Source organism: Kitasatospora gansuensis (assembly GCF_014203705.1).
Classification (GTDB): Bacteria; Actinomycetota; Actinomycetes; order Streptomycetales; family Streptomycetaceae; genus Kitasatospora; species Kitasatospora gansuensis.
Window position 1 is genome coordinate 4,428,781 of record NZ_JACHJR010000001.1, and the last position, 22,216, is coordinate 4,450,996.

27 protein-coding genes are annotated in these 22,216 nt (G+C 72.0%); 16 read left to right on the forward strand and 11 right to left on the reverse strand.

Annotated elements, in window-relative coordinates; genetic code table 11:
• The first annotated feature begins 40 nt into the window (after nucleotides 1–40).
• Nucleotides 41–808 carry a putative protein N(5)-glutamine methyltransferase gene (locus F4556_RS19620; RefSeq protein ID WP_184917881.1) on the forward strand — a complete coding sequence of 256 codons (768 nt, stop codon included), beginning with the start codon at nucleotides 41–43 and terminating at the stop codon, nucleotides 806–808.
• Between the two features lie 180 nt (nucleotides 809–988).
• The gene (locus F4556_RS19625; protein ID WP_184917885.1) at nucleotides 989–1,393 is read left to right on the forward strand and encodes a hypothetical protein; all 405 of its coding nucleotides are present in this window, start codon (nucleotides 989–991) and stop codon (nucleotides 1,391–1,393) included.
• A gap of 10 nt (nucleotides 1,394–1,403) precedes the next feature.
• Here the strand turns inward: F4556_RS19625 and F4556_RS19630 are convergent, their stop codons facing one another.
• Nucleotides 1,404–2,228 (reverse strand): alpha/beta fold hydrolase, encoded by an 825-nt coding sequence (locus F4556_RS19630; RefSeq protein WP_184917888.1) that lies wholly within the window; start codon nucleotides 2,226–2,228, stop codon nucleotides 1,404–1,406.
• 113 nt (nucleotides 2,229–2,341) lie between these two features.
• Between F4556_RS19630 and F4556_RS19635 the strand changes: the two genes are divergently transcribed.
• Together F4556_RS19635 and F4556_RS19640 are read left to right on the forward strand one after the other, a co-directional pair.
• Nucleotides 2,342–2,776 (forward strand): MarR family transcriptional regulator, encoded by a 435-nt coding sequence (locus F4556_RS19635; RefSeq protein ID WP_184917890.1) that lies wholly within the window; start codon nucleotides 2,342–2,344, stop codon nucleotides 2,774–2,776.
• A gap of 121 nt (nucleotides 2,777–2,897) precedes the next feature.
• A complete protein-coding gene (locus F4556_RS19640; RefSeq protein WP_184917893.1) occupies nucleotides 2,898–3,494 on the forward strand; it encodes a dihydrofolate reductase family protein in 597 nt (198 codons plus the stop codon).
• 24 nt (nucleotides 3,495–3,518) lie between these two features.
• Here F4556_RS19640 and F4556_RS19645 read toward each other — a convergent pair whose 3' ends face one another.
• Both F4556_RS19645 and F4556_RS19650 read right to left on the reverse strand, forming a co-directional pair.
• Entirely contained in the window at nucleotides 3,519–4,442 is a 924-nt protein-coding gene (locus F4556_RS19645) for an RNA polymerase sigma-70 factor (RefSeq protein ID WP_184917896.1), read from the reverse strand.
• A 96-nt stretch (nucleotides 4,443–4,538) separates the two neighbouring features.
• Nucleotides 4,539–5,015: a carboxymuconolactone decarboxylase family protein gene (locus F4556_RS19650; protein WP_184917899.1), complete on the reverse strand. Its 477-nt coding sequence runs from the start codon at nucleotides 5,013–5,015 to the stop codon at nucleotides 4,539–4,541.
• A gap of 121 nt (nucleotides 5,016–5,136) precedes the next feature.
• Here F4556_RS19650 and F4556_RS19655 point away from each other — a divergent pair, with 121 nt between their 5' ends.
• Nucleotides 5,137–5,646, forward strand: a complete 510-nt coding sequence (locus F4556_RS19655; protein ID WP_184917902.1) for a mycothiol transferase — start codon at nucleotides 5,137–5,139, stop codon at nucleotides 5,644–5,646.
• Here the strand turns inward: F4556_RS19655 and F4556_RS39745 are convergent.
• Entirely contained in the window at nucleotides 5,643–6,371 is a 729-nt protein-coding gene (locus tag F4556_RS39745) for a helix-turn-helix domain-containing protein (RefSeq protein WP_184917907.1), read from the reverse strand. The two genes, F4556_RS19655 and F4556_RS39745, sit on opposite strands and share 4 nt — an antisense overlap.
• A gap of 245 nt (nucleotides 6,372–6,616) precedes the next feature.
• Here F4556_RS39745 and F4556_RS19665 point away from each other — a divergent pair, with 245 nt between their 5' ends.
• Together F4556_RS19665 and F4556_RS19670 are read left to right on the forward strand one after the other, a co-directional pair.
• On the forward strand, nucleotides 6,617–7,285 hold the full coding sequence (locus F4556_RS19665; protein WP_184917910.1) for a DUF4097 family beta strand repeat-containing protein: 669 nt from the start codon (nucleotides 6,617–6,619) through the stop codon (nucleotides 7,283–7,285).
• Nucleotides 7,286–7,322: 37 nt separating this feature from the next.
• Nucleotides 7,323–8,135 carry an alpha/beta fold hydrolase gene (locus F4556_RS19670; protein ID WP_221503652.1) on the forward strand — a complete coding sequence of 271 codons (813 nt, stop codon included), beginning with the start codon at nucleotides 7,323–7,325 and terminating at the stop codon, nucleotides 8,133–8,135.
• On the opposite strand, the gene F4556_RS19675 is transcribed toward F4556_RS19670, so the two are convergent.
• A complete protein-coding gene (locus tag F4556_RS19675) occupies nucleotides 8,112–8,720 on the reverse strand; it encodes a TetR/AcrR family transcriptional regulator C-terminal domain-containing protein (RefSeq protein WP_184917913.1) in 609 nt (202 codons plus the stop codon). The genes F4556_RS19670 and F4556_RS19675 overlap by 24 nt on opposite strands.
• Nucleotides 8,721–8,794: 74 nt before the next feature.
• On the opposite strand from F4556_RS19675, the gene F4556_RS19680 reads away from it, so the two are divergent.
• The gene (locus F4556_RS19680; protein WP_184917916.1) at nucleotides 8,795–10,192 is read left to right on the forward strand and encodes an MFS transporter; all 1,398 of its coding nucleotides are present in this window, start codon (nucleotides 8,795–8,797) and stop codon (nucleotides 10,190–10,192) included.
• Between the two features lie 23 nt (nucleotides 10,193–10,215).
• Here the strand turns inward: F4556_RS19680 and F4556_RS19685 are convergent, their stop codons facing one another.
• Nucleotides 10,216–11,091: a carbon-nitrogen hydrolase family protein gene (locus F4556_RS19685; RefSeq protein ID WP_184917919.1), complete on the reverse strand. Its 876-nt coding sequence runs from the start codon at nucleotides 11,089–11,091 to the stop codon at nucleotides 10,216–10,218.
• 144 nt (nucleotides 11,092–11,235) lie between these two features.
• On the opposite strand from F4556_RS19685, the gene F4556_RS19690 reads away from it, so the two are divergent.
• The 3 genes from F4556_RS19690 to F4556_RS19700 all read left to right on the forward strand — a co-directional run bounded on the left by F4556_RS19690 (nucleotide 11,236) and on the right by F4556_RS19700 (nucleotide 12,672).
• The gene (locus F4556_RS19690) at nucleotides 11,236–11,643 is read left to right on the forward strand and encodes a helix-turn-helix domain-containing protein (RefSeq protein WP_184917922.1); all 408 of its coding nucleotides are present in this window, start codon (nucleotides 11,236–11,238) and stop codon (nucleotides 11,641–11,643) included.
• Nucleotides 11,644–11,657: 14 nt separating this feature from the next.
• Nucleotides 11,658–12,197 (forward strand): hypothetical protein, encoded by a 540-nt coding sequence (locus F4556_RS19695; protein WP_184917925.1) that lies wholly within the window; start codon nucleotides 11,658–11,660, stop codon nucleotides 12,195–12,197.
• A gap of 145 nt (nucleotides 12,198–12,342) precedes the next feature.
• Nucleotides 12,343–12,672, forward strand: coding sequence for a DUF2516 family protein (locus F4556_RS19700; RefSeq protein WP_184924842.1), 330 nt, complete (start codon nucleotides 12,343–12,345; stop codon nucleotides 12,670–12,672).
• A 65-nt stretch (nucleotides 12,673–12,737) separates the two neighbouring features.
• Here F4556_RS19700 and F4556_RS19705 read toward each other — a convergent pair whose 3' ends face one another.
• Nucleotides 12,738–14,159, reverse strand: coding sequence for a PP2C family protein-serine/threonine phosphatase (locus F4556_RS19705; RefSeq protein WP_184917928.1), 1,422 nt, complete (start codon nucleotides 14,157–14,159; stop codon nucleotides 12,738–12,740).
• 228 nt (nucleotides 14,160–14,387) lie between these two features.
• On the opposite strand from F4556_RS19705, the gene F4556_RS19710 reads away from it, so the two are divergent.
• Nucleotides 14,388–14,921, forward strand: a complete 534-nt coding sequence (locus F4556_RS19710; protein WP_184917931.1) for an O-acetyl-ADP-ribose deacetylase — start codon at nucleotides 14,388–14,390, stop codon at nucleotides 14,919–14,921.
• Nucleotides 14,922–15,064: 143 nt separating this feature from the next.
• Here F4556_RS19710 and F4556_RS19715 read toward each other — a convergent pair whose 3' ends face one another.
• Nucleotides 15,065–15,895, reverse strand: coding sequence for a class I SAM-dependent methyltransferase (locus F4556_RS19715; protein ID WP_184917934.1), 831 nt, complete (start codon nucleotides 15,893–15,895; stop codon nucleotides 15,065–15,067).
• 165 nt (nucleotides 15,896–16,060) lie between these two features.
• On the opposite strand from F4556_RS19715, the gene mshA reads away from it, so the two are divergent.
• Entirely contained in the window at nucleotides 16,061–17,419 is a 1,359-nt protein-coding gene (mshA, locus tag F4556_RS19720) for a D-inositol-3-phosphate glycosyltransferase (protein WP_184917937.1), read from the forward strand.
• Between the two features lie 48 nt (nucleotides 17,420–17,467).
• Nucleotides 17,468–17,995: a type III secretion system chaperone family protein gene (locus F4556_RS19725; RefSeq protein ID WP_184917940.1), complete on the forward strand. Its 528-nt coding sequence runs from the start codon at nucleotides 17,468–17,470 to the stop codon at nucleotides 17,993–17,995.
• 3 nt (nucleotides 17,996–17,998) lie between these two features.
• Here the strand turns inward: F4556_RS19725 and F4556_RS19730 are convergent, their stop codons facing one another.
• Nucleotides 17,999–19,246, reverse strand: a complete 1,248-nt coding sequence (locus F4556_RS19730) for an MDR family MFS transporter (RefSeq protein WP_184917943.1) — start codon at nucleotides 19,244–19,246, stop codon at nucleotides 17,999–18,001.
• 157 nt (nucleotides 19,247–19,403) lie between these two features.
• Here F4556_RS19730 and F4556_RS19735 point away from each other — a divergent pair, with 157 nt between their 5' ends.
• The gene (locus F4556_RS19735; RefSeq protein WP_184917947.1) at nucleotides 19,404–20,162 is read left to right on the forward strand and encodes a phosphoglyceromutase; all 759 of its coding nucleotides are present in this window, start codon (nucleotides 19,404–19,406) and stop codon (nucleotides 20,160–20,162) included.
• A gap of 254 nt (nucleotides 20,163–20,416) precedes the next feature.
• The gene (locus F4556_RS19740; RefSeq protein WP_184917950.1) at nucleotides 20,417–21,004 is read left to right on the forward strand and encodes a lytic polysaccharide monooxygenase auxiliary activity family 9 protein; all 588 of its coding nucleotides are present in this window, start codon (nucleotides 20,417–20,419) and stop codon (nucleotides 21,002–21,004) included.
• Nucleotides 21,005–21,089: 85 nt separating this feature from the next.
• Here the strand turns inward: F4556_RS19740 and F4556_RS19745 are convergent, their stop codons facing one another.
• Together F4556_RS19745 and phoU are read right to left on the reverse strand one after the other, a co-directional pair.
• The gene (locus F4556_RS19745; RefSeq protein WP_184917953.1) at nucleotides 21,090–21,269 is read right to left on the reverse strand and encodes a hypothetical protein; all 180 of its coding nucleotides are present in this window, start codon (nucleotides 21,267–21,269) and stop codon (nucleotides 21,090–21,092) included.
• Between the two features lie 166 nt (nucleotides 21,270–21,435).
• Entirely contained in the window at nucleotides 21,436–22,110 is a 675-nt protein-coding gene (gene phoU / locus F4556_RS19750; protein ID WP_184917955.1) for a phosphate signaling complex protein PhoU, read from the reverse strand.
• Nucleotides 22,111–22,216: the final 106 nt, after the last annotated feature.

The following is a 22,216-nucleotide window of genomic DNA, read 5'->3' on the forward strand; positions in this document are numbered from 1 at the left end:
GCCACGAGGGCGCTCTTCGTCCGCTCGAAAGGCCGCTGTCATGTCGTACGCCACCATCGTCACCACCCTCCGCGCCGCCGGCTGCGTCTTCGCCGAGGACGAGGCAGAACTCCTCCTCGCCACCGCCACCACCCCCGCGCAGCTCGCCGCCATGGTCGAACGCCGGGTCGAGGGCCACCCGCTCGAACACGTCCTCGGCTGGGCCGGGTTCTGCGGCCTGAAGATCACCGTCACCACCGGGGTCTTCGTCCCGCGCCGCCGCACCGAATTCCTCGCCGAACAGGCCGCCGCCCTGCTCCGCCCGGACGGCGTCGCCCTCGACCTCTGCTGCGGCGCGGGCGCGGTGGCCGCGGTCCTGGCCGCCACCGTCCCCACGGCCGAACTCCACGCCGCCGACCTCGACCGGACCGCCACCGACTGCGCCCGGAGCAACCTCCCGGCCACCGCGACGGTCTACCAGGGCGACCTCTACACCCCGCTCCCCGCAAGCCTCCGGGGCCGGATCACCGTCCTGGTCGCCAACGCCCCGTACGTCCCCACCGACGCGATCCCCTTCCTCCCCTCCGAAGCCCGCGACCACGAACCGCACTTCACCCTCGACGGCGGCACCGACGGCCTCGCCATCCAACGCCGCGTCATCGCCGAAGCCCCCCACTGGCTCGCCCCCGGCGGCCACCTCCTGATCGAAACCAGCACCCACCAGGCCCCCGCCACCGCCGCCGCCATGACCGCCCACGGCCTCACCCCCGCCATCCGCAGCTCCGACAACCACGACGCCACCGTGGTGATCGCCACCCACCCGGCCTGACCGGCCCCGTCCCCGGGGCGGGTTGCTCTGGGGACGGGCTGCTGGCGTCACCCGGACGGAGTCCCGGCAGGCAGCCATGACGGACCCTCGGCAGCAGCTCGGCCCTCGACGGCATGGCGCCTAACCGGCCGTTCCACCCTCGCAGGGTGTTTCCACCGCTACGGCGAGGACGATTTCCGGATGTGCCAGGCCGGCTGGCAGACGTGGCCACTGCCCGAGCGGGCGGCCGTGACCGAGGTGTGGCGGACCTGGCTGGAGCTGACCCTGTATCAGTACCCGAGCCCGGTGCCCGTCACAGAAGTCCTGGGGGTGACGGCGGTGACTACCGGCACCCTGCGACCCTGGCTCGACATCTGTACCGACACCCGCACGCCGTCCGGCGACCGGCACCTGGCGGACCTGCTCGACTGCTGGCTGGTCTACGACGATCCGGCCGGGCTGAGACTGGGCTTTTACGGCGAACTGGCCGTCGGCCCCGAACTCCTGCCCTGGCTAAGGAGTCTGGACCCGGCTCGGCTGAGCGAAACCCATCGCTATGTGCGCGACCTGCACCTCGCCACCCAGGACGGGCTGCCGTCGGCCTGACCCCGTCGGCTCAGGCCAGCTCGGCCAGGAGCTCGCGCAGGCGGTGGGCGTAGGCGCGCGGGTGGGAGAGGTTGCCGTTGTGGCCGCCGGGGAACTCGCGGACCGGTTCGTCGACCAACTCGGCCAGGGCGTCGGCGCACTGGCGGTCGAAGACGTTCCGGGGAGTGGTGTGCCCGGCGGCCGGGATGATCCGGGTGGGGGTGGTGCGCAGGGTGTCGGGGTCGAGGGTGTCGTGCACGATCGCGCTGAAGTCGTGCCGGATGAAGTGGTCGAAGTTGGCGATCCGGCGCGCGTCCATCGGGTGCGGCGTCAGCCCGTCCTCGGTGGCCGCCTTGAGGTCGATGCCCAGCGCCCGGGCCATCTCGGGCAGCGTCGGGCCGAGGCCGTGCTGCTCGTAGTAGTGCTGAAGTTCCGTCAACTCACCTTCGTGCTTCGCCTGTTCGGCGGCAGGCAGCAGGCGCGGGGTGACCGGCTCGTGCGCGATCAGCGCCCGCAGCTGCCCCGGGTGGCGGACGGCCACGTGCAGCCCGATCGCGGCACCGAGGCTGCACCCGAGCATCAGCGCCGGCGCGTCGGTGACGGCGGCCAGCAGCCGGTGCACGTCCTCGGCGTGCTCGGCCAGGCTCGCGCCGCGCTCCGGTGCGTCCAGCCGGCTGCGGGACAGGCCCCGCCGGTCGTACGTCACCACGGTGTACGCGTCGGTGAGGCCCGCCACCAGGTCGGTGCTGCGCTCGGCGTCACCCTCGCCGCTCTGCGAGACGAGCAGGACCGGGCCGGTCCCGCGCACCTCGTAGTGCAGGGTCGCGCCGGGGACGGTGAGGCTGGCAGTGGGCATGGTGGTGTTCCCCCTCCGGGTGCTGACGGTCCGTCCGTCGCACTGCCTTCACCGTAGTGCATCCAAAGAGATGTATCAATATGGATGGATCACTATGGATGTATCTTGTCCTCATGAACGGAGTCGAGCTCTTCCTGCTGGGCCGGGCCCTGATGAAGATCGGCGAGAGCGCCATCCCGGAGCCCCCGGGCGGCGGCCAGTCCGGCAGCACCCGCGCGGTCCTGATCGTCGCCACCGACATCGCCGCCCACCCCGGCACCACCGCCAGCGAGATCGTGGCCCGTACCGGCATCCCGCAGAGCCAGGTATCCACCGCCGTCGCCCGCCTCCGGGAAGCCGGCTCGATCACCACCGCCCCCGACTCCGCCGACGGCCGCCGCACCCTGATCCACCCCGCCGCCGAACCGTCCCCCCGAGTCGCCGAGATCCGCGCGACCACCGTCGACGACGCCCTCGCCACCGCCCTCGACGGCAACTCCATCCAGCTGCGCGAGGTCACCGACGCCCTGGCGGTACTGGCCCGCCACCTGGCGCCCGGTCGGTCCTGAGCGGCCCATCGCCCATGTGACCCGGATCACATCAACTGATCGGCCGCGGAGCGATGAGTTCCGGACGGCGGGACGGTCTCCCCTCATGTACACCCGAAGTGAGAAAGAGGAGCGACTCCCCATGCGCATCGTGATCAGTGAGTTCATCAGCCTCGACGGCGTCGTGCAGGCCCCCGGCGGCCAGGAGGAGGACCGCGACGGCGGCTTCGCGCACGGCGGCTGGTCGCACCCGTTCTTCGACCCGGAGGTGGTGGGTGGCGCGTTCGCCGACGCGACCGCCAAGGCCGAGGCGCTGCTGTTCGGCCGCCGCACCTGGCAGACCATGGCCGGCGCCTGGCCGGAGCGGGCGGGCGACCCGTTCGCCGACCAGATGAACTCGCTGCCCAAGTACGTCGTCACCGACACCCTCGGCGACTCCGACCTGACCTGGGAGAACACCACCCGGATCCCCGCCGCTGAGGCCGTCGCCCGGCTCCGCGAGCTGCGCGAGACCCCCGGTGGCGACCTGGTCGTGATGGGCAGCCCCACCCTGGTCCGCACCCTGCTGAGCGAGGATCTGTTCGACGAGCTCCGCCTGATCGTCATGCCGGTGCTGGTCGGCGGCGGCAAGACGATCTTCCCCGCCGACGGCGGCCTGCACACCCTCGAACTGGTCTCCACCGTCACCAGCAAGGCCGGCGTGAACGTGTGCACCTACCGCCCGGCCGCCGACAAGTAGTCCACCCGGCGGGTATGTCCAGGGCTACTCCGCGCCCCGGCGTACCCGCCGGAGTTCGTGGTGGACCGCCCAGGCGTCCGCCGCCGGGCCCAGATGGCCGAGCTTGTCGGGGTTGAGCACCAGACGGATCGCCTGGATCTGCCCGTCGAGGAGATCGAGCGTCAGGGCCTGGAGCACCTTGCCGTCCCGGTCGCGGAAGACCGCGCCCGGCTGGCCGTTGACCTCGTGCGGTTCGAAGGTCACGTCGATCCGGGCCAGCCAGGGGAAGACGGCGGCGAGCAGTCGGGCCACGTTGTCGGCGCCCATGACTGCCCGGGCGAGCTGCGGGGTCTTGCCGCCGCCGTCGCCGACCATCGACACGTCGGCGGCGAGCAGGTCCCGCAGGCCGACCACGTCGCCCTCGCGGAGGGCGTCGAAGAACCGCGTCGCCAGCTCCTGCTGTTCCTGACGGTCCGCCTCGAACCGCGGCCGCCCGGCCTCCATGTGCCGCCGGGCCCGTACCAGCAGCTGCCGGCAGGCCGCCTCCGAGCGGCCCACCGCCGCGGCGACCTCCTCGAACCCGAAGCCGAACACCTCCCGCAGCAGGAAGACCGCCCGCTCCAGCGGGCTCAGTCGCTCGAGCAGCAGCAGCGCCGCCATCGACACCGAGTCGGCCAACTCCGCCGAACGGGCCGGGTCCTGGTACGGATCGTTCAGCAGCGGCTCGGGGAACCACGGCCCGACGTACGCTTCCCGCCGCACCCGGGCGGACCGCAGCACGTCGATCGAGAGCCGGGTCACCGCGGCCGACAGGAAGGCCCTGGTCGACGTCGGCTCGGTGGCCGAAGCGTCGTACCGCAGCCACGTCTCCTGCACCGCGTCCTCGGCCTCGCTCACGCTGCCGAGAATCCGGTAGGCGATCGAGAACAGCAGTGGCCGCAGCTCCTCGAACTCCTCGACCTTGCTCACGGCGAACCCCTTCCCCCTTGAAACCGACAGCTCCTGACGGATGATCATCAGAGTCGCCGGCCGGTCAGCGTACGGCACCGGCGACTGCCGGGCCGCTCAGTGGAACTTCCCGGCCTCGTAGTCGCCGGTGGCCGGCTGCCGGGTGATGATGTTCACCCGGTTGGCCATGTTCATGAACGAGATCAGGACCAGCAGGGCGGCGAGCTGCTCCTCGTCGTAGTGCTTCGCGGCGCGCTCCCACACCTCGTCCGGGACGCCGCCGGCCGCGTCCGCGACCCGGGTCCCCTCCTCCGCCAGCTCCAGCGCGGCCCGCTCGGCGTCGGTGAAGACCGTCGCCTCCCGCCACGCCGCGACCAGGTTCAGCCGCACCGGGGTCTCGCCGGCGGCGGTGGCGTCCTTGACGTGGATGTCGAGACAGACCGCGCAGCCGTTGATCTGACTCACCCGCAGCGCCACCAACTCCTGGGTGGCGACCGGCAGCGGGGAGTCCTTGAGCACCTTGCCCACCGCCATGAAGTGCTTGATTGCCTTGCCGACGGTCGGGCTGGCGAAGAGGTTCAGTCGAGCGTCCACGGTGTGCTCCTCGGTGGTGGTCGATGCCTGCACCACCTGAGACGAGAGGGCCCGCCGCCCTGTGACACGGACGAATGTGACCTGCGTCTCGGGCCCTCGGCCACGTGGCAGGATCGCCCTCATGAACTGCGCCGCCCTGCTCCTCGATGCGTTCGGCCGGGTCCGTGAGGCCGTCCACGAGTCGGTGGCCGGGCTCGGGCCCGACGAGCTGACGGTGCGTCTGGACGCGAAGGCCAACTCGGTCGCCTGGCTGATCTGGCACCTGACGCGGATTCAGGACGACCACGTGGCCGAGGCCGCGGGCACCGAACAGATCTGGACCGCACAGGGCTGGTACGCCCGCTTCGACCTCCCCTTCCCCGTGGGCGCCACCGGCTACGGGCACGCCACCCGCGAGGTCGCGGCGGTCCGGGTCGACTCCGCGCGACTGCTCACCGGCTACTACGACGCCGTGCACGAGCACACGCTGTCGTACGTGCGCGGGCTCAGCGGCCCGGCCCTCGACCGGATCGTGGACGAGAGCTGGACCCCGCCGGTGACCCTGGGCGTCCGGCTGATCAGCGTGATCTCCGACTGCCTCCAGCACGCCGGTCAGGCGGCCTTCATCCGCGGCGTACTCCGGCGACGCTAACTGTCCGATCGCGGCTCGGGCTTCGTGTGGAGGACCTCGCGGGCCTGCTCCGCGGCGCGGGCGATGCTTTCGCCGACGAAATCGACGAAGCGGGCGATGTTCTCCAGGCGGGTGGCGGCGGGGGTGTGGGGGCCGAGGACGCTGACGCCCTGTCGGGCGGTCTCGGCGAAGCGGGCGTTGGCGCGGGCGGTGGCCATCATCGACTGGTACCAGACGTCGTCGTCGACCAGGTAGCGCTCCCGGCGCCGTTCGTCGCGCTCCCGGCGGACCAGGCCCTGGCCCTCGAGGAACGCGATCGCCTTGGAGACGGACGCCGGGCTGACCTGCAGGCGCTGGACGAGCTCGGACGCCGTGACGCTGCCGGTGTCGGTGGTGTAGAGGCAGACCAGCACCCCAGCCGTCATCCTGGGCAGGCCCGACTGCATGAGTACGGTCGCGAACATCTCCTCGTACGCGCGCACCGCCTCGGCGTCCCGCCCGTCGGCCTGTGGGGGCGCCGGGAGATTCCGGGGGGCGGCCTGCCTGCGGCGGTGGGCGCGCTGTTCGGTGGCGCGGTGGGCGAGGTCGGCGCGGTAGGCGCTGGGGCCGCCGTTGCGCATCACCTCACGCGTGACCGTCGAGGTCGGACGGTCGAGGCGTCTGGCGATCTCCGCGTAGGCGAGGTCGTCGGCCAGCCCCGACGCGATCTGCTGACGTTCCTGCTGGGTGAGCCTGCCTCCCGGCATTGGGGTCTCCTTCGTGGTCCGTGGTGGCCCCACTGTAGCGTTCGCTCTCAATTCATTGCAACGAACGCAATGGGAGTCGTTGCTTTAGATTCAAAACCAGTGCAACGATTTCCCTGCTCTGGCCTGCAGTGATGCCGTTTCTGCGCAACGAATATGTTGCCAGATCTATGAACGCAACGTAGCTTTTCGTTCATCAGAAACGGCGCGCCGAAGAAAGCGCGACGACACGAAAGCAGGAGAGCACCGTGCAGAAGTACGACACCACCGCCCCGATCACCACCACCCTCGACATCCCCGCAGGCCGCATCCACCTCATCGCCGCCGACCGCACCGACACCACCGTCGAGATCCGCCCCGCCGACGCCACCAAGAGCAGCGACCTCAAGGCCGCCGAGCAGACCACCGCCGACTACCGCGACGGCATCCTGCACATCACCACCGCACCGGCCAAGAACCGCATCCTCGGCAACACCGGCGCCATCGAGGTGACCGTCCAACTGCCCACCGGCTCCCGCATCGAGGCAAAGGCCGCCACCGCCGAACTCCGCGGCGTCGGCCGCCTCGGCCCCGTCACCTTCGACGCCGCCCACGGCACCGTCAAGCTCGACGAAACCGCCACCGCCCACCTCGCCCTCCTGGCCGGCGACATCACCCTCGGCCGCCTCAACGGCCCCGCCCAGATCACCACCCACAAGGGCGACATCCACATCACCGAAGCCACCACCGGCACCGTCACCCTGCGCACCGAAGCCGGCAACCTCACCGTCGGCGCCGCCCGCGGCGTCAGCGCCACCCTCGACGCCGGCACCACCCACGGCCGCATCCACAACGCGCTCCAGAACACCGACGGCACCGCCGCCCTCACCATCCACGCCACCACCGCCTACGGCGACATCACCGCCCGCAGCCTCTGACCACCCCTCACCCCTGCTGACCTGGAGAGAAATTCAGATGAAGACCACCGAGCAGCACGCCGTCCGGACCACCATGGTGTCGACCGAGGACACCGCCCTGGCCGTGACCGACACCGGCGGCTCCGGCCGCCCCGTGCTCTACCTCAACGGCTCCTACGCCGACCAGTCGCACTGGCGCCGCGTCATCAGCGACCTCGGCGGCGACTTCCGCCACATCACCTACGACGAGCGCGCCCGCGGCAAGTCCGACCGCTCGGCCGACTACTCCTTCGAGGCCTGCCTGCGCGACATCGACGCCGTCCTGGCGGCGACCGGCGCCCAGCGGCCGATCCTGGTCGGCTGGTCCTACGGCGCGATGCTCGCCGTCCACTGGGCCGCGCGTAACCCCGACCGCACCGCAGGCGTGGTCTCCGTCGACGGCGCCCTGCCGCACGACTGGCTCGACGACGCCGCCCGCGCACAGATCCGTACGCTGTTCCGCCGGCTGAGCCCGATCTTCCCCGTCGCCCGCCGCCTCGGCATGGCCGCCCGGATGAGCGCCGCCCAGCACGCCGAGATCAACATCGAGATCAACGAGCTCTGCGCACCCGCCGAGCTCGACCCCGTCCTCGACCGCCTCGCCGTCCCCACCCGCTACGTGCTCGCCACCGGCGGCAACCTCGGCGGCGACCCCAAGCTGATGGAGCAGATCCGGGCCAACCTCGACCCGGTCCTCACCCGCAACCCCAACATCCAGCTCAGCGCCAAGGTCGCCAGCAACCACTCCAAGATCCTCCGCAACGACCACCTCGCCGTCGCGCAAGCCGTCCGCGGGCTGTCCGTTGCCTCAACTCCTGTTTCGCAGGCCTGAGATCAGCAGGTGCAGGCCGTACTCGAATTCGCGGTCGAAGTCGCGCCCCGCGGTGCGCAGGGTGACCCCGCGGGCCAGCAGGGGGAAGCGGGCCTCGTCGATGCGAAGCCCCCCGGGGGCCCCGGGCGCCTGGCTGGTCTGCTCGGCGATGACGGCGCCGAGGGTGTGGTTGCCCAGGGCGAAGATCGCGTACATGGCGTCCTCGATGGTGAAGCCCGCGCCCTCCATCATCTGCAGCAGCAGTTCGAGCCCCGGCCACTGCTCGGCCGTCGGCCTGGCGTACTCCTGCAGTCGCCCGCCGTCGCGGTAGGAGAGCAGCGCACGCCGGACGGCGCGGGAGCGGGCGGCGAGCCAGTCCGCCCAGTCGGCGCGGGGCGCGGGCCGGTCCAGGACGGACATGACGTCGACGAGCATCGAGTCGGCCATCGCCTGCAGCAGCTCCTGCTTGCTCGCGAAGTGCCGGTAGAGGGCCGGGGCCTGAACGCCCAGATCCTGGGCCAGGCGGCGCAGCGACAGCCCGTCCAGGCCGACCTCGTTGAGGAGCTTCAGCGCGACGTCCACCACGAGCGTGCGATCCAGTTTCATGTTGACATGTTAACACTGTTCCCTCAATGATTAACGGTGTTAGCGCATCCGATAACACCGTTAATGGAGTCCGCATGCCCCACCGCCGATGGCTCGCCCTGCTGGTGATCCTGGCCGCCGACGTCATGGATCTGCTCGACGGGTCGGTCCTGAACGTGGCCCTGCCGGCCATCCGCGCTGACCTCGGCGCGGGCAACACCGCACTGCAGTGGATCTCCGCCGGGTACACGCTGGCGTTCGCCGTCGTCCTGATCACCGGCGCCAGGCTCGGCGACATCCACGGCCGCAAACGGATCTTCCAGATCGGCCTGGCCGCCTTCGTGGTCGCCTCGCTGCTGTGCGCACTGGCGCCGTCGGCCGGCGCGCTGGTGGCCACCCGCCTCCTGCAGGGGGCGGCGGCCGCAATCATGATGCCCCAGGTGCTCGGCATCATCAGGACCTCCTTCCCGCCCAAGGAGATGGCCGCCGCCTTCGGCCTGGTCGGCCCGATCATGGGCCTGACCGCTGCCCTCGGCCCTGCGGTCGGCGGCATCCTCGTCGACGCCGACCTGTTCGGCACCGGCTGGCGGGCCGTCTTCCTGATCAACCTGCCGATCGGGCTGATCGCCCTGGCCTGCACCTCACGCCTGGTCCGCGAGTCCCGCGCCCCGCATCCCGTACGCCTGGACCTGGTCGGGATGCTCCTGCTCTCGGTGGCCGTGGCGCTGGTCTTCCACCCCTTGGTCCAGGGGACGGACTTCGTCCGGATGGCTGCCGCCCTGCCCGTCCTGGGGCTGTTCATCGCCCATCAGCGTCGGCGGAAGAGCTCACCGCTGATCGAGCTCACGCTCTTCCGCAAGCCCGCCTTCTCCGCCGGACTGCTGGTCTCCGTCCTCTTCTTCTGCGCGATGTCGGGCTTCATGCTGGTGCTCACCCTCTTCCTGCAGCTCGGCCTCGGCTACAGCGCGATGCGGGCCGGCCTGACCACCATCCCCTGGGCCCTGGGCATCACCCTCGGCGCCATCCTGGCCGCCGTCCTGGGTGAACGCGCCGGCCGCCCCGGACTCCAGGTTGCCCTGCTGACCTGCGCGGCGGGCGCCGTCGCTCTCCACTTCACCACCGCCCGGTACGGCACGAACGTCACCTCGTGGCAGCTCGTCCCCGCCCTGGTCCTGTTCGGCCTCGGGATGGGCTCGGTGATCGGTCCGCTGTTCGGCTTCATCCTGGCCGGAGTGGACGACCACGAGATCGGCTCGGCCTCCGGCGTACTGGAGGCCAACCAGCAACTGGCCGGAGCGGTGGGCGTCGCGGCCGTCGGCAGCCTGTTCTTCCACCGCATCGAGGTGGGCTCCTTCACCGCGGCGGTGCAGTACACGATGATCGTCATCGCCCTGCTGATGGCCGCCACCGCCACCCTGACCTTCCTGCTGCCCCGCAGCGCCCGCGACGAGGACCAGCTCGACGAACTCCGCGCCGCGCAGGCGGGGGTCTGAACGCAGTTGCAGGCTGGGCGGTCTCAGAATGCCGTGCGGACGTCGCTGCGGGGGTCGTCGACCGGGAGCCGCTCGTCGTAGAGTCCGGCCCGGGCCGAGCGGCGCCACGGACGGGCGTAGCGAACGGCCATGTCGATGTCCTCGTCCTGCGAGTCGAGGTCGATGTCCGCGACCGCCAGGGCGGGACGCCCGTCTGCGGGACAGCGCGCCAGCCACCGTCCGCCGGGCGCCACGATCCCGGACGGCACCGTGGCGCTGAACTGCGCCGGGACCGAGTAGCCGAGCCAGTAGTTGTGGAGCGTCCCGTACGCCTGGGCGACGCGGGCCCGGGGCGCGTCGTCGACCATCACCGACAGCAGGACGCAGTCGACGTCCAGGCGCTCGTACTCGGCGAACACCTCCGGGAAGTTGGCCTCGATGCACAGCGCGAAGCCGAACCGGATGCCGTCCACCTCGACGACGAGCGGCTGCTGCCCCGGGGAGTAGAGGAAGGACACCTCGGTGTGCGACAGGAACCGCTTGTCGTACCGTGCGACCAGCCGGCCCCGGTCGGAGACGACGTAGAGGCTGTTGTGCGGCCGGTTCGGCGGGGTGAGCGGGTGGATCGATCCGAACACCGTCCACAGCTCGAGCTCCCCCGCCAGCGCGGTGATCGACTCCGCTTCCTCGCGCAGGACGTCCCACGCGGCACGGCTCCAGTCGGCCGGTATCAGCTCTCCGATCGGGCCGGCCGCCATCACGTGCTTGCTCGGGTAGGTGACCGCCCCCTCGGGGAACTGCACCAGCCGCGCACCCGCCCCGGCGGCCTCGACCATCAGGGCCCGGATCTCCTGCCCGGTGGCCCGCAGCGCCCCTCGATCGGTGGGGTCCTCCGGCACCGTGCTCTGCGCGACCGCCATCCGCAATGTCCTTGCCACACCGTGGACGGTACGGCCTGCCCGGTTCCAGGACCAGCGCCTTGACGGTGCGATTCGCAGCCCGGTCGGCATGCTCCTGCTAGCACTCTGCTTGCAATTGCAAGCATGGTGGGGCAGAGTGCTGGCATGGCTTCACTGAAGGTCGGCTCGCTCGGGGAGTACATCCGGGAGCAGCGGCGGAACGCGCAGTACTCGTTGCGCCAGCTGGCGGAGGTGGCGGGGGTCTCGAACCCCTACCTGAGCCAGATCGAGCGCGGGCTGCGGAAGCCGAGCGCGGAGATCCTGCAGCAGATCGCCAAGGCGCTGCGGATCTCGGCGGAGACGCTGTACGTGCAGGCCGGAATGCTGGAGGAGCGGCAGGGCGAGGGGCTCGAACTGCGGGCCGCGATCCTGGCCGACCCGCTGATCAGTGAGCGGCAGAAGCAGGCGCTGCTCGCGGTCTACGACGCCTTCCTGAAAGAGAATCAGGAGAGCGTCGGGGAGCCCGAGGAAGCAGGAGAGGGACAGGCCGACCGCCGGACTGTCGAGGGATAGCAGGAGGACCGGTCATGCCGATCACCGACGAGATCAAGAAGACGCTGAGCGACCCGACCCCGCTGTACGCGATCGCGGGCGCCGGGGACCTGGCGTACGAGAAGCTGCGCGAGGTGCCCGCCAAGGTCGAGGCGCTCGCGGCGGACCGCAAGGGCGCCCAGGAGAAGGCCACCGCCAAGCTCCAGGAGGCGCAGACCCGGCTGGTCGAGGCGCAGGCGAAGGTGACCGAGACGGTCTCCACGCTGCCGGGTGACCTGAAGGGGCTGCAGGAGAAGGCACAGGGCTTCGCGCTCCAGCAGGTCGGACTGGCACTGGAGTTGGCCGTGAAGGCCAAGGAGGCGTACGAGGAGCTGGCGGTCCGGGGCAAGGCCGTGGTGGACGGTCAGCAGACCTCCCCGGCGGAGCAGCCGGCCGCCGAGGTCGAGATCGAGGCCGTGGTGGTCGACCTGGAGCCGGACGGGGAGCCGGAGGCCGAGCCGGAGCCCGCCGCCAAGCCGACGGCGCCGAAGCGCGCGCCCCGGGCCCGGAAGAGCACCGGCGACACCGGGAAGTAGCCGAGCAGGAGCCGAGGGACGGCCGGGACGTCGGGCGGGGCACAACCCGGCGTACCGGTTCGTTGTCCCGGGTACGGTCGTCCGGCCGTGCCAGGATGGGCGGCGGTGTCGCCGGAGCCGCAGTGAGGAGTCCGCAGTGTCCGAGATCCTGCAGTTGGATTACCTGGATCCGTTCTGGTGGCTGGCCGTGGCGATCGTGGGCTTCAAGGTGCTCGCCTTCGTGGACGCGGTGACGCGCCGGGAGGACGCCTTCCGGGCGGCCGACAAGAAGACCAAGTCGTTCTGGCTGATCATCCTCGGGCTGGCGCTCGGGCTGGATCTGCTGCTCGGTGCGGCGGTGTTCAGCATCCTGACCCTGGTCGGGCTGGTCGCCGCGATCGTCTACATGGTCGACGTCCGGCCCGCGATCAAGCAGCTGACGGACGGTCGGGGCAATGACAGCAAGCGGAACATGGGGCCGTACGGGCCCTGGTGACGAGACGTCACCAACGATTCACCACCGATGGGGAGCGGCCGAAGCGGCCGCTCCCCATCGGCGTGTCAGCCCATGATGACCGGGGCGGGGTTGCGCTCCAGCAGCAGCACCGCGACGTCGTCGGTGAGTGCGCCGCCGTTCAGCTCCTCGACCTCGGCGATCGCGCTGTCGACCAGCCGGCCCCTGGTCAGGCCGCCGGCCTGGTGGTCGCCGATCAGCTCGACCAGCCCGTCCTGGCCCAGTCGGCGGGAGCCCGCGCCGACCCGGCCCTCGACCAGGCCGTCGGTGTAGAGCAGCAGGCTCCAGCCCGGGTCGAGGGTCAGCTCCTCGGCGGGCCAGGCGGCTCCGGGGTCGTCGCAGTGCAGCAGGCCGAGGGCCGGGCCGGCCTGGTCGGCGGAGAGCAGGGTGGGCGTGCCGCCGGGGCCGAGCAGCAGCGGTGAGGGGTGCCCGGCCAGGTAGAGCCTGGCCTGCTCCGCCTGGCCGGGCGCGGCCGGGGAGTCACCGTCGGCGGGGGAGCCACCCTCGGTGGGGGAGAGCACCAGCATGCAGAGCGTCGCGAAGATCTCGTCGCTGCGCCGCTCGTGCTCCAGCACGTGCTGGAGGGTGGTGAGCAGGGCCTGCCCGGTCAGCCCGGCGAAGACCAGCGAGCGCCAGGCGATCCGGAGCGCGACGCCGAGGGCGGCTTCGTCCGGACCGTGGCCGCAGACGTCGCCGATCACCACGTGGACCGTGCCGTCGTCCGTCCGGACGGCGTCGTAGAAGTCGCCGCCGAGCAGCGCCCGGCTGCGGCCGGGGCGGTAGCGGCGGGTGAAGGAGAGCCCGGCGCCGTCGAGCAGCGGGGTGGGCAGCAGGTGGCGCTGGAGGCGGGCGTTCTCCTGGCCGCGCAGCTCGGCCTCGACCAGCCGGCGCTGGGACTCGTCGGCCCGCTTGCGCTCCACGGCGTAGCGCAGCGCGCGGGCCAGCAGCGGGCCGTCGGTCTCGTGCCGGATCAGGAAGTCCTGGGCACCGGCCGCCACGGCGGCGGCGCCCAGCTCGGCGCCGGCCGCGTCGGTGAGCACCACGACGGCGGTCTGCGGGGCGTGTCGGAGCAGCTCGCGCAGCCCCTCCAGGCCCTGCAGCGGGCCGCGCTGGTCGGCCGGGTCGGCGAGGTCGAGCAGGACGCAGCCGAACTCGACGTCGCGCGGTCGGCCGCGTCGGCTGCCGGGTCGGGCCAGCCGGGTGGTGGCGGAGGCCACGCCCTGGGCCCAGTGCAGCTCGATCGCCGAGCCGCTGTCGGTGACCAGCTGCTCCAGGAAGGCCGCGTCGGTGAAGTCGTTCTCGATCACCAGCAGCCGGAACGGGGCGTCGGGGGAGCCGGCGGTGGCCCGGGGGTGCGGTATCGGGTGGTGCCCAGCCTCGACCGCCTCCGCGCGCGCGTCGCGCACTTCGGTGAGGGCGCCCGGCCGGTACGCGGCACGAGGTGCCCGCCCGTCTCCCGTTGCGGGCATTGGTCGGTCCTCCCTTTCCCCGACTGGGCAACGGCTGAGGTCCGCGCGCAGTGCCCGCATGGCACTGTGTGTCGGGGAGCTTCCCGCGACCATAACGTGATCTCCGGAGTTTTCTCCGGCCGACCGGCGACTCTGTGGCTATCGCCACGCCGCCGGGGCCGGGCGGACGCTGACAGCGGGCACCGCGACCGCGGTGCTCGACAGGGGATGTGACGGAAGGTCGGTACGGTGACGCGGATCACGCTGGTCGAGGGTGACATCACGGAGCAGCGGGTGGACGTGGTGGTGAACGCCGCCAACACCTCGCTGCTGGGTGGCGGCGGGGTGGACGGCGCGATCCACCGCAAGGGCGGGCCGGAGATCCTGGCCGAGTGCCGCAGGCTGCGTGCCTCGCACTACGGCAAGGGCCTGCCGGTCGGCCGGGCCGTCGCCACGACGGCCGGCCGGCTGCCGGCCCGGTGGGTGGTGCACACGGTGGGGCCCGTCCACCTGCCGGAGGAGTACGAGGAGCGGGCCGGGCTGTTGGCGTCCTGCTATCGGGAGTCCCTTCGGGTCGCGGCGGAGCTGGGTGCGCGGACGGTGGCCTTCCCGGCGATCTCGACCGGGGTCTACCGGTGGCCGTTGGAGGACGCGGCGCGGATCGCCCTCGCGGCGGTGGCGGAGGTCACTGACGGCGGGTCGGAACTGGAGGAGGTGCGGTTCGTGCTGTTCGGCCGGGAGGCGTACGGGGCGTTCGAGCGCGCTGCGGAGCAGAGGAGCTGACCGGGGCACGGACACCACCGGCCGCTCATGCGGTGTTCCCATGGTGGCGTGACGGGGCGTCAGCACACCAGAGGTAATCGATAACTCGTTCGAGTGAATTGTGACGGGCGAGCGAACGGCTGACCGAAAAGACCCCGAAAGGCTCAGGGCGCCAGCGCACTCCACGGCACGGTGACCTCGCCCTGCCGCCACCGCCCGCGCGCGTCCACCAGCGGCCAGCTCCCGCCCAGCGACCGGCAGGCGGCCACCCAGCGCTGCCGGGCCCCGAACGCCCCGTACGGCGCGGCCGCCGACCAGGCCCGGTCGAAGTCGGCGAGGAAGGCGTGCACCGGACGCCCGGGCACGTTGTGGTGGATCAGCGCCTTCGGCAGCCGCTCGGCCAGGTCGGACGGCCGCTCCAGGCCGCCCAGCCGGGCCGCGAAGGTGACCGTCCGCGGCCCCTCGGGGCCGAGCGCGACCCAGACGTGCCGCCGCCCGATCTCGTCGCAGGTGCCCTCGACCAGCAGCCCGCCGGGCGCCAGCCGTCCGCACAGTCGCTCCCAGACCGCCGCCACCGCCGACTCCTCGTACTGCCGCAGCACGTTGGCGGCCCGGATCAGCAGTGCCCGCTCCCCGCCGTCCAGCGGGACCTCGAACCCGCCCCGGCGGAAGGTCAGCAGCGGCGGCTCGGCGTACGGCAGCGCAGCCGCGACCCGCTCCGGCTCGATCTCGATGCCGACCGTCCGGACGTCCGGCCGGACGGTGCGCAGCCGGCCCGACAGCTCGACGGCCGTCCACGGCGCCGCGCCGTAGCCGAGGTCCACCGCGACCGGCGGCCGGTCGGCGGAGCGCAGGGCGGGGCCGAGGGTGTGGGCGATCCAGCGGTCCATCCGCCGCAGCCGGTTGGTGTTGGTGGTGCCCCGGGTGACCGTGCCGACCGGTCGGTCCTTCCGCCCACGGGCGGCGGAGCTGGAGGGATCGAACGTGGCGGCCATGCCCAGCAGCCTACGGCGGGGCCGTCTGACGGTCCCAACAGGTGGCGTCTGACGGTCCCACCAGGTGGACGGGAATGCCGTCCGCACCTTCGGCGGTTGTCACACTGGACGAATGCCCGCGGCCAGTGGGCGGCAGACGGGGAGCAACAAAGGAGGCCTCCGCAGGTGACTCAGCACCCTGCTCGAACGGCTCTGCGTGCCCAGCTCCTGCCCCCCACCCGGGGCCGGTTGCAGGCCCTGATGGGCGGCCGTTCCCGTCGGCCGCGCCGGATCGCGATGCTGAGCGTGCACACCTCCCCGCTGCACCAGCCGGGCACCGGCGACGCGGGCGGGATGAACGTCTACATCGTCGAGCTGGCGAAGCGGCTGGCCGAGCTCGACATCGAGGTCGAGGTGTTCACCCGGGCGATCAGCTCCGACGACGCGCCGACGGTCGAGCTGGCGCCCGGGGTGCTGGTCCGGCACGTCACGGCCGGTCCGTTCGAGGGCCTGATCAAGGAGGACCTGCCGGCCCAGCTGTGCGCCTTCACACACGCGGTGCTGCGCACCGAGGCGGGTCACCGGCCTGGCCATTACGACCTGGTGCACTCGCACTACTGGCTCTCCGGCCAGGTCGGCTGGCTGGCCGCCCAGCGCTGGGGCGTCCCGCTGGTGCACACCATGCACACCATGGCCCGGGTGAAGAACGCGGCGCTGGCCGAGGGCGACACCCCCGAGCCGGCCGCCCGGGTGATCGGCGAGAGCCAGGTGGTCGAGGCCGCCGACCGGCTGATCGCCAACACCGCCGAGGAGGCCGGCGAGCTGGCCTTCCACTACGCGGCCCGGCCGGATCAGCTGGCCGTGGTGCACCCCGGCGTCAACCTCGAGGTCTTCCGCCCCGGCGACCGCCAGGCCGCCCGGGCCCGGCTCGGCCTGCCGCAGGACGCCGCCGTGCTGCTCTTCGCGGGCCGGATACAGCCACTCAAGGCACCGGACGTGCTGCTCCGGGCGGTCGCGGTGCTGCTGGAGCGCGAGCCCGAGCTGCGCCGTCGGCTGGTCGTGCCGGTGGTCGGCGGCCCGTCCGGCAGCGGTCTGGCCAAGCCGGAGAGCCTGGAGAAGCTGGCCGCCCAGCTCGGCATCTGCGACGTGGTCCGGTTCCACCCGCCGGTCGGCCAGGCCGAGCTGGCCCAGTGGTACCGGGCCGCCACGGCCCTGGTGATGCCCTCGTACAGCGAGTCCTTCGGGCTGGTCGCGCTGGAGGCGCAGGCCTGCGGCACCCCCGTGGTGGCAGCCGCCGTCGGCGGTCTCCCGGTCGCGGTCCGGGACGGGCGGACGGGCACCCTGGTGACCGGCCACGACCCGCACGACTGGGCCCGCGCGCTGCGCCCGTACGTGACCGACGCCGAGCTGGTGCACCGTCAGGGGGCGGCCGCCGCCGCCCACGCGGCGGCGTTCGGCTGGGAGACCGCCGCGGCGAGCACCGCCGAGGTGTACACCGCGGCGATGCACCGGTCCGGGCTGCGCGGCGGCCTGCGGCTGGCCTGACGGGGAGTCATCGCGTCGGGCGCGGTACCGCCGAGTAACGTCTCCCCCATGGCAATCCGTACCAAGGACGACGCCCTCGCGCTGCTCCGGACCGCGCTGGACGAGGCGGGCGTGGCCTGGGAGCCCGCCGCGACCGATCCGTACACGCTGGTCGCGACGCTGCCCGGGACGCGCAAGCTGGCCACCCCGTGCGCGCTCCGGGTCGGCGACCACACCCTCTCGGTGAACGCCTTCGTGGTCCGGCGCCCGGACGAGAACCACGAGGCGGTCTACCGCTGGCTGCTGGAGCGCAACACCAAGCTGTTCGGTGTCGGGTACGCGCTCGACGCGCTCGGCGACGTCTACCTGGCGGGACGGCTGCCGCTGGAGGGGTTGACCGCCGAGGTGGTGGACCGGCTGCTCGGCACCGTGCTGCAGGGGGCCGACGAGCCCTTCAACACCCTGCTGGAGCTCGGCTTCGCGACCGCGATCCGGCGCGAGTGGGCGTGGCGGGTCAAGCGCGGCGAGTCCACCCGCAACCTCGAGGCCTTCACCCACCTGGCCGGTCCCGCCGACGAACGGCCGGAGACCGACTGACCGTCAGACGGCGGCCCGGTCCGGCTCCGCCGCCGCGGGCACGCGCTCGACCGCCTGCCGCCGCCCGAGCAGCAGGAAGGCGGCCGCGGCGAGGGTGCCGAGGCCCGCGCAGGTGCCCCAGGCCGCCGCTCCGCCGCCGTACTGGAGCAGCACCGAGCCGCCCACCGGGCCGATGAACATGGCGAGCGACCAGGAGAGCGAGTACACGCCCTGGTAGCGGCCCCGGGCCTGCGCCGGGGCGAGTTCGGCGACCAGCGCCGTCATGGTCGGGGCGTTCATGATCTCGCCGATCGTCCAGACCGCGACCGTGAAGGCGAAGAACCAGACCGACGAACCCGCGAACATGGTCAGCCCGAAGCCCCACCCGATCAGCAGCGCGCTGGCCAGCAGCAGCGCGGTCCGGCTCCGGCCCTCCATCAGCCTGGTCAGGGGGAGCTGGAGCAGCACGATCAGCAGGCCGTTCAGGCTGATCACCCAGCCGTACTGGGCGGCGGTGATCCCGGCCTGCCCCATGTCGACGGCCAGCGTGGTGCTGCCCTGCTGGGCGACCAGGGCGAGCAGCAGGTTGATCCCGACCACGGCCATGAACCGGCGGTCGGCGAACACCGTGCCCAGGTGGACCGCGGGTTCGGAACGTTCGGTGGCGGTGACGGCGGGCTTGGTCTCCGGGATCTTCACGAAGACCACCACCGCGCAGAGCAGCGTGCTCAGCGCGTCCAACAGGAAGAGCGTCAGATAGCCGCCCGCCGCGATCACACCGGCCGCGGCGGTCGAGACGCCGAAGCCGATGTTGACGGCCCAGTAGTTCAGCGAGTACGCCCGCACCCGGTCCTCGGCGGGCACCACGTCGGCGATGATCGCCGAGATCGCCGGGCGGGAGGCGTTGCTGGCCAGACCGACCAGGAAGACCATCGAGGCGATCGCCACCGGCCCGTCGGTGAAGCCGAGCACCGCCACGCTGACGGCGGTGCCGAGCTGCGCCGCGAGCAGGGTCGGCCGCCGCCCGATCCGGTCGGTCAGCACACCGCCGCCGATCGCCGCGATCGCCGAGCCGAGACCGAACAGCGAGGCGACCAGACCCGCGTACGCCGCCGAGTAGCCCCGGTCGGCGGTCAGGTAGAGCGCCAGGAACGGCACCACGAACCCGCCGAGCTTGTTGACCAGGGTGGCCGTCCAGAGCCACCAGAACCGGCGGGGGAGTCCACGGCCCGTCTCCGATAGTGAGACGACCAGGCGCTGCAGGGCGGGCATGTGGGGGCTCCCGGTGGGCATGAGGTCGCGCTGAGCGGTGCAGGGAGGGGCAGGCTGACCGCTCAGCGCCAATGTAAGTGGCTCTTATCCGAGCCGAACATTACCGAGGGACCTCCGTCCCGACCAGCCGTTATTCACCTCTATTAAGCTGACCCCCATGGCTGACACGACCTACCGACTGATCCTGCTCCGTCACGGCGAGAGCCAGTGGAACCAGAAGAACCTCTTCACCGGCTGGGTCGACGTCGACCTCAACGAGAAGGGCGAGAAGGAGGCCGCACGCGGCGGTGAGCTGCTCGCCGCCGAGGGCTTCCTCCCCGACGTGCTGCACACCTCCCTGCTGCGCCGCGCGATCCGCACCTCGCAGATCGCCCTGGACAAGGCCGACCGGCACTGGATCCCGGTCAGCCGCAGCTGGCGGCTGAACGAGCGCCACTACGGCGCCCTCCAGGGCAAGGACAAGGCCCAGACCCTGGCCGAGTTCGGCGAGGAGCAGTTCCAGCTCTGGCGCCGCTCGTACGACACCCCGCCGCCCGCGCTCGAGGACGGCAACGAGTACTCGCAGGCCGGCGACGCCCGCTACGGCGACATCCCGAGCGAGCTGCGTCCGCGCACCGAGTGCCTCAAGGACGTCGTCGACCGGATGCTGCCGTACTGGTACGACGCGATCGTGCCCGACCTGGCGGCCGGCAAGACCGTCCTGGTCACCGCGCACGGCAACAGCCTGCGCGCCTTGGTCAAGCACCTCGACGGCATCTCCGACGAGGACATCGCGGGCCTGAACATCCCCACCGGCATCCCGCTCGTCTACGAGCTCGACGCCGACTTCAAGCCGGTCACCAAGGGCGGCCGCTACCTGGACGCGGACGCCGCCGCGGCCGCCATCGAGGCGGTCAAGAACCAGGGCAAGAAGTAAGCCCGACGCAGTCCCCGAGGGCCCCACCGGTGCGTTCGCGCCGGTGGGGCCCTTCTGTCTGCCGGGGTGTCAACTCGCCGTAGTGGGGCGGTGGTTCAGACCATTGACGGGTCGGTCGGGCGCTCCTACCGTATGGACCAGCGCTGGCGCGAGCACGCCAAGATCCCCCACCGGCGGCCGTTCGCCAGTCATGCACTCCATCCACCCCCACAGCTCGCTCCGGCCTGCCCGGGGACGAGTCCGGAAGGAGCACCATGCGTAAGCGCCATCTGTTCGCGGCCCTCGTCGGGGCCCTGGCCGTGCAGGTCGCCACCGCGATTCCGGCCTTCTCGCACGGCTACATCAGCGGGCCGCCCAGCCGGGCCGCGTACTGCGCGGCGGGCACCGTCACCGGCTGCGGCGACATCCAGTGGGAGCCGCAGAGCGTCGAGGGGCCCAAGGGCTTCCCGAGCGGTGGCCCGGCCGACGGCAAGCTCTGCGCGGGCGGCAACAGCCGGTTCGCCCAGCTGGACAACCCGCGGAACGGGGCCTGGCCGACCACCAAGGTGGCGGCGGGTCAGAAGCAGAACTTCACCTGGAAGTTCACCGCCAGGCACGCCACCGCCCAGTACCGGTACTTCCTCACCAAGCCGGGCTACAGCGCGTCCTCGGTGCTGAGCCGGAGCAACCTCAACCTCACCCCGCTGCTGACCGTCCCGGGCAACAACGCCCAGCCGCCCAGCACGCTCACCCACAGCGTGCCGCTGCCGGCCGGGCTGACCGGGCACCACGTGCTGCTCGCGGTGTGGGACGTCGCCGACACCACGAACGCCTTCTACTCCTGCGTCGACCTGCAGTTCTAGCAGCCGGGCGGACATACGTCGGCCGGGCGCCCCGCTCAGGACAGGGGCGCCCGGCCGACGGGCGGGACGGTGGGACCGGCCCGGGTCAGTGACCGCCGCAGCAGCCGCCGGAGGCGCCGCCGCACTGGCAGGGCGCACCCGACTGGCAGCCGCAGCCGCAGCCGCCACCGCAGCCGCACCCGGCGGCGAGGATCGGCAGCAGGGCGGGGCTGGTGGGCTCGACGAGGCTCGCCGGTGGACTGGTCGGAGCGGTGGTTGCCTTCATCGCGCTGGGCCCTCCTTGGCACTGGCACACTGCGGCGCACACGGAGGTGTGCCCACCCCCTGAGTGAAGCGCCGCCGGTGACGGGGCGTCAACGGGCGCGCAGGGGCGGTTCAGGACCGCCCCGTGCGCCCCCGCGCCGCTCGACCCGGGACCCGTACGACGACCCCTACTCCGCCGACTCGGCGTTGGCGACGAAGTCGGCCACGTGCTCGCCGGTCACCAGGAAGACCACGCGCTTGGCCACCGAGACCGCGTGGTCGGCGAAGCGCTCGTAGTAGCGGCCGACCAGGGTGACGTCCACCGCGGTCTCGATGCCGTGCTGCCAGCGGTCGTCCAGCAGGTGCGAGAACAGCTCGCGGTGCAGCGCGTCGATCGCGTCGTCGTCCTGCTCCAGCTCGAGCGCCTTCTCGACGTCCTTGGTGGCGATCACCTGGCCGGCCTTGGCCACCAGCCGCTGGGCGAGCTGCCCCATCTCCAGCACGATCGGGTGCAGGTCGTTCGGGACGGCGGTCTCCGGGAAGCGCAGCCGGGCCACCTTGGCCACGTGCCGGGCCAGGTCGCCGCAGCGCTCCAGGTCGGAGCTCATCCGCAGCGAGGTGACCACGATCCGCAGATCGGTGGCGACCGGCTGCTGACGGGCCAGCAGGTCGATGGCCCGGTTCTCCAGGTCGTGGTGCAGGGCGTTGACCTTGTCGTCGGCGGCGATCACGCTCTCCGCCAGCGCCAGGTCCGCGTCGAGCAGCGCGGTGGTGGCCCGACCCATGGCCGAACCGACCAGCCGGGCCATCTCGACCAGGCCGTCGCTGATCGAGTCCAGTTCCTCGTGGTACGCGTCGCGCATTGCTGCTCTCCTCAGTAGCTCTGTCGGTGGCGGTGCCGACCGGCCATCTCACATGACTAGCGAGCCCGTCTGACGATCGGGACGGCCGCTGCTGGTGGCGGCATCG

Excerpts from the sequence above, each read along its gene's own strand:
- F4556_RS19735 (WP_184917947.1), top strand. The coding sequence starts at position 19,404 with ATGGCTGACACGACCTACCGACTGATCCTGCTCCGTCACGGCGAGAGC.
- F4556_RS19670 (WP_221503652.1), top strand. The coding sequence starts at position 7,323 with ATGAAGACCACCGAGCAGCACGCCGTCCGGACCACCATGGTGTCGACC.
- F4556_RS19690 (WP_184917922.1), top strand. The coding sequence starts at position 11,236 with ATGGCTTCACTGAAGGTCGGCTCGCTCGGGGAGTACATCCGGGAGCAG.
- F4556_RS19620 (WP_184917881.1), top strand. The coding sequence starts at position 41 with ATGTCGTACGCCACCATCGTCACCACCCTCCGCGCCGCCGGCTGCGTC.
- phoU (WP_184917955.1), bottom strand. The coding sequence starts at position 22,110 with ATGCGCGACGCGTACCACGAGGAACTGGACTCGATCAGCGACGGCCTG.
- F4556_RS19705 (WP_184917928.1), bottom strand. The coding sequence starts at position 14,159 with ATGCCCGCAACGGGAGACGGGCGGGCACCTCGTGCCGCGTACCGGCCG.
- F4556_RS19625 (WP_184917885.1), top strand. The coding sequence starts at position 989 with ATGTGCCAGGCCGGCTGGCAGACGTGGCCACTGCCCGAGCGGGCGGCC.
- F4556_RS19675 (WP_184917913.1), bottom strand. The coding sequence starts at position 8,720 with ATGAAACTGGATCGCACGCTCGTGGTGGACGTCGCGCTGAAGCTCCTC.
- F4556_RS19725 (WP_184917940.1), top strand. The coding sequence starts at position 17,468 with ATGGCAATCCGTACCAAGGACGACGCCCTCGCGCTGCTCCGGACCGCG.
- F4556_RS19640 (WP_184917893.1), top strand. The coding sequence starts at position 2,898 with ATGCGCATCGTGATCAGTGAGTTCATCAGCCTCGACGGCGTCGTGCAG.
- F4556_RS19715 (WP_184917934.1), bottom strand. The coding sequence starts at position 15,895 with ATGGCCGCCACGTTCGATCCCTCCAGCTCCGCCGCCCGTGGGCGGAAG.
- F4556_RS19635 (WP_184917890.1), top strand. The coding sequence starts at position 2,342 with ATGAACGGAGTCGAGCTCTTCCTGCTGGGCCGGGCCCTGATGAAGATC.
- F4556_RS19695 (WP_184917925.1), top strand. The coding sequence starts at position 11,658 with ATGCCGATCACCGACGAGATCAAGAAGACGCTGAGCGACCCGACCCCG.
- F4556_RS19680 (WP_184917916.1), top strand. The coding sequence starts at position 8,795 with ATGCCCCACCGCCGATGGCTCGCCCTGCTGGTGATCCTGGCCGCCGAC.
- F4556_RS19630 (WP_184917888.1), bottom strand. The coding sequence starts at position 2,228 with ATGCCCACTGCCAGCCTCACCGTCCCCGGCGCGACCCTGCACTACGAG.
- F4556_RS19685 (WP_184917919.1), bottom strand. The coding sequence starts at position 11,091 with ATGGCGGTCGCGCAGAGCACGGTGCCGGAGGACCCCACCGATCGAGGG.
- F4556_RS19745 (WP_184917953.1), bottom strand. The coding sequence starts at position 21,269 with ATGAAGGCAACCACCGCTCCGACCAGTCCACCGGCGAGCCTCGTCGAG.
- F4556_RS39745 (WP_184917907.1), bottom strand. The coding sequence starts at position 6,371 with ATGCCGGGAGGCAGGCTCACCCAGCAGGAACGTCAGCAGATCGCGTCG.
- F4556_RS19730 (WP_184917943.1), bottom strand. The coding sequence starts at position 19,246 with ATGCCCGCCCTGCAGCGCCTGGTCGTCTCACTATCGGAGACGGGCCGT.
- F4556_RS19655 (WP_184917902.1), top strand. The coding sequence starts at position 5,137 with ATGAACTGCGCCGCCCTGCTCCTCGATGCGTTCGGCCGGGTCCGTGAG.
- F4556_RS19740 (WP_184917950.1), top strand. The coding sequence starts at position 20,417 with ATGCGTAAGCGCCATCTGTTCGCGGCCCTCGTCGGGGCCCTGGCCGTG.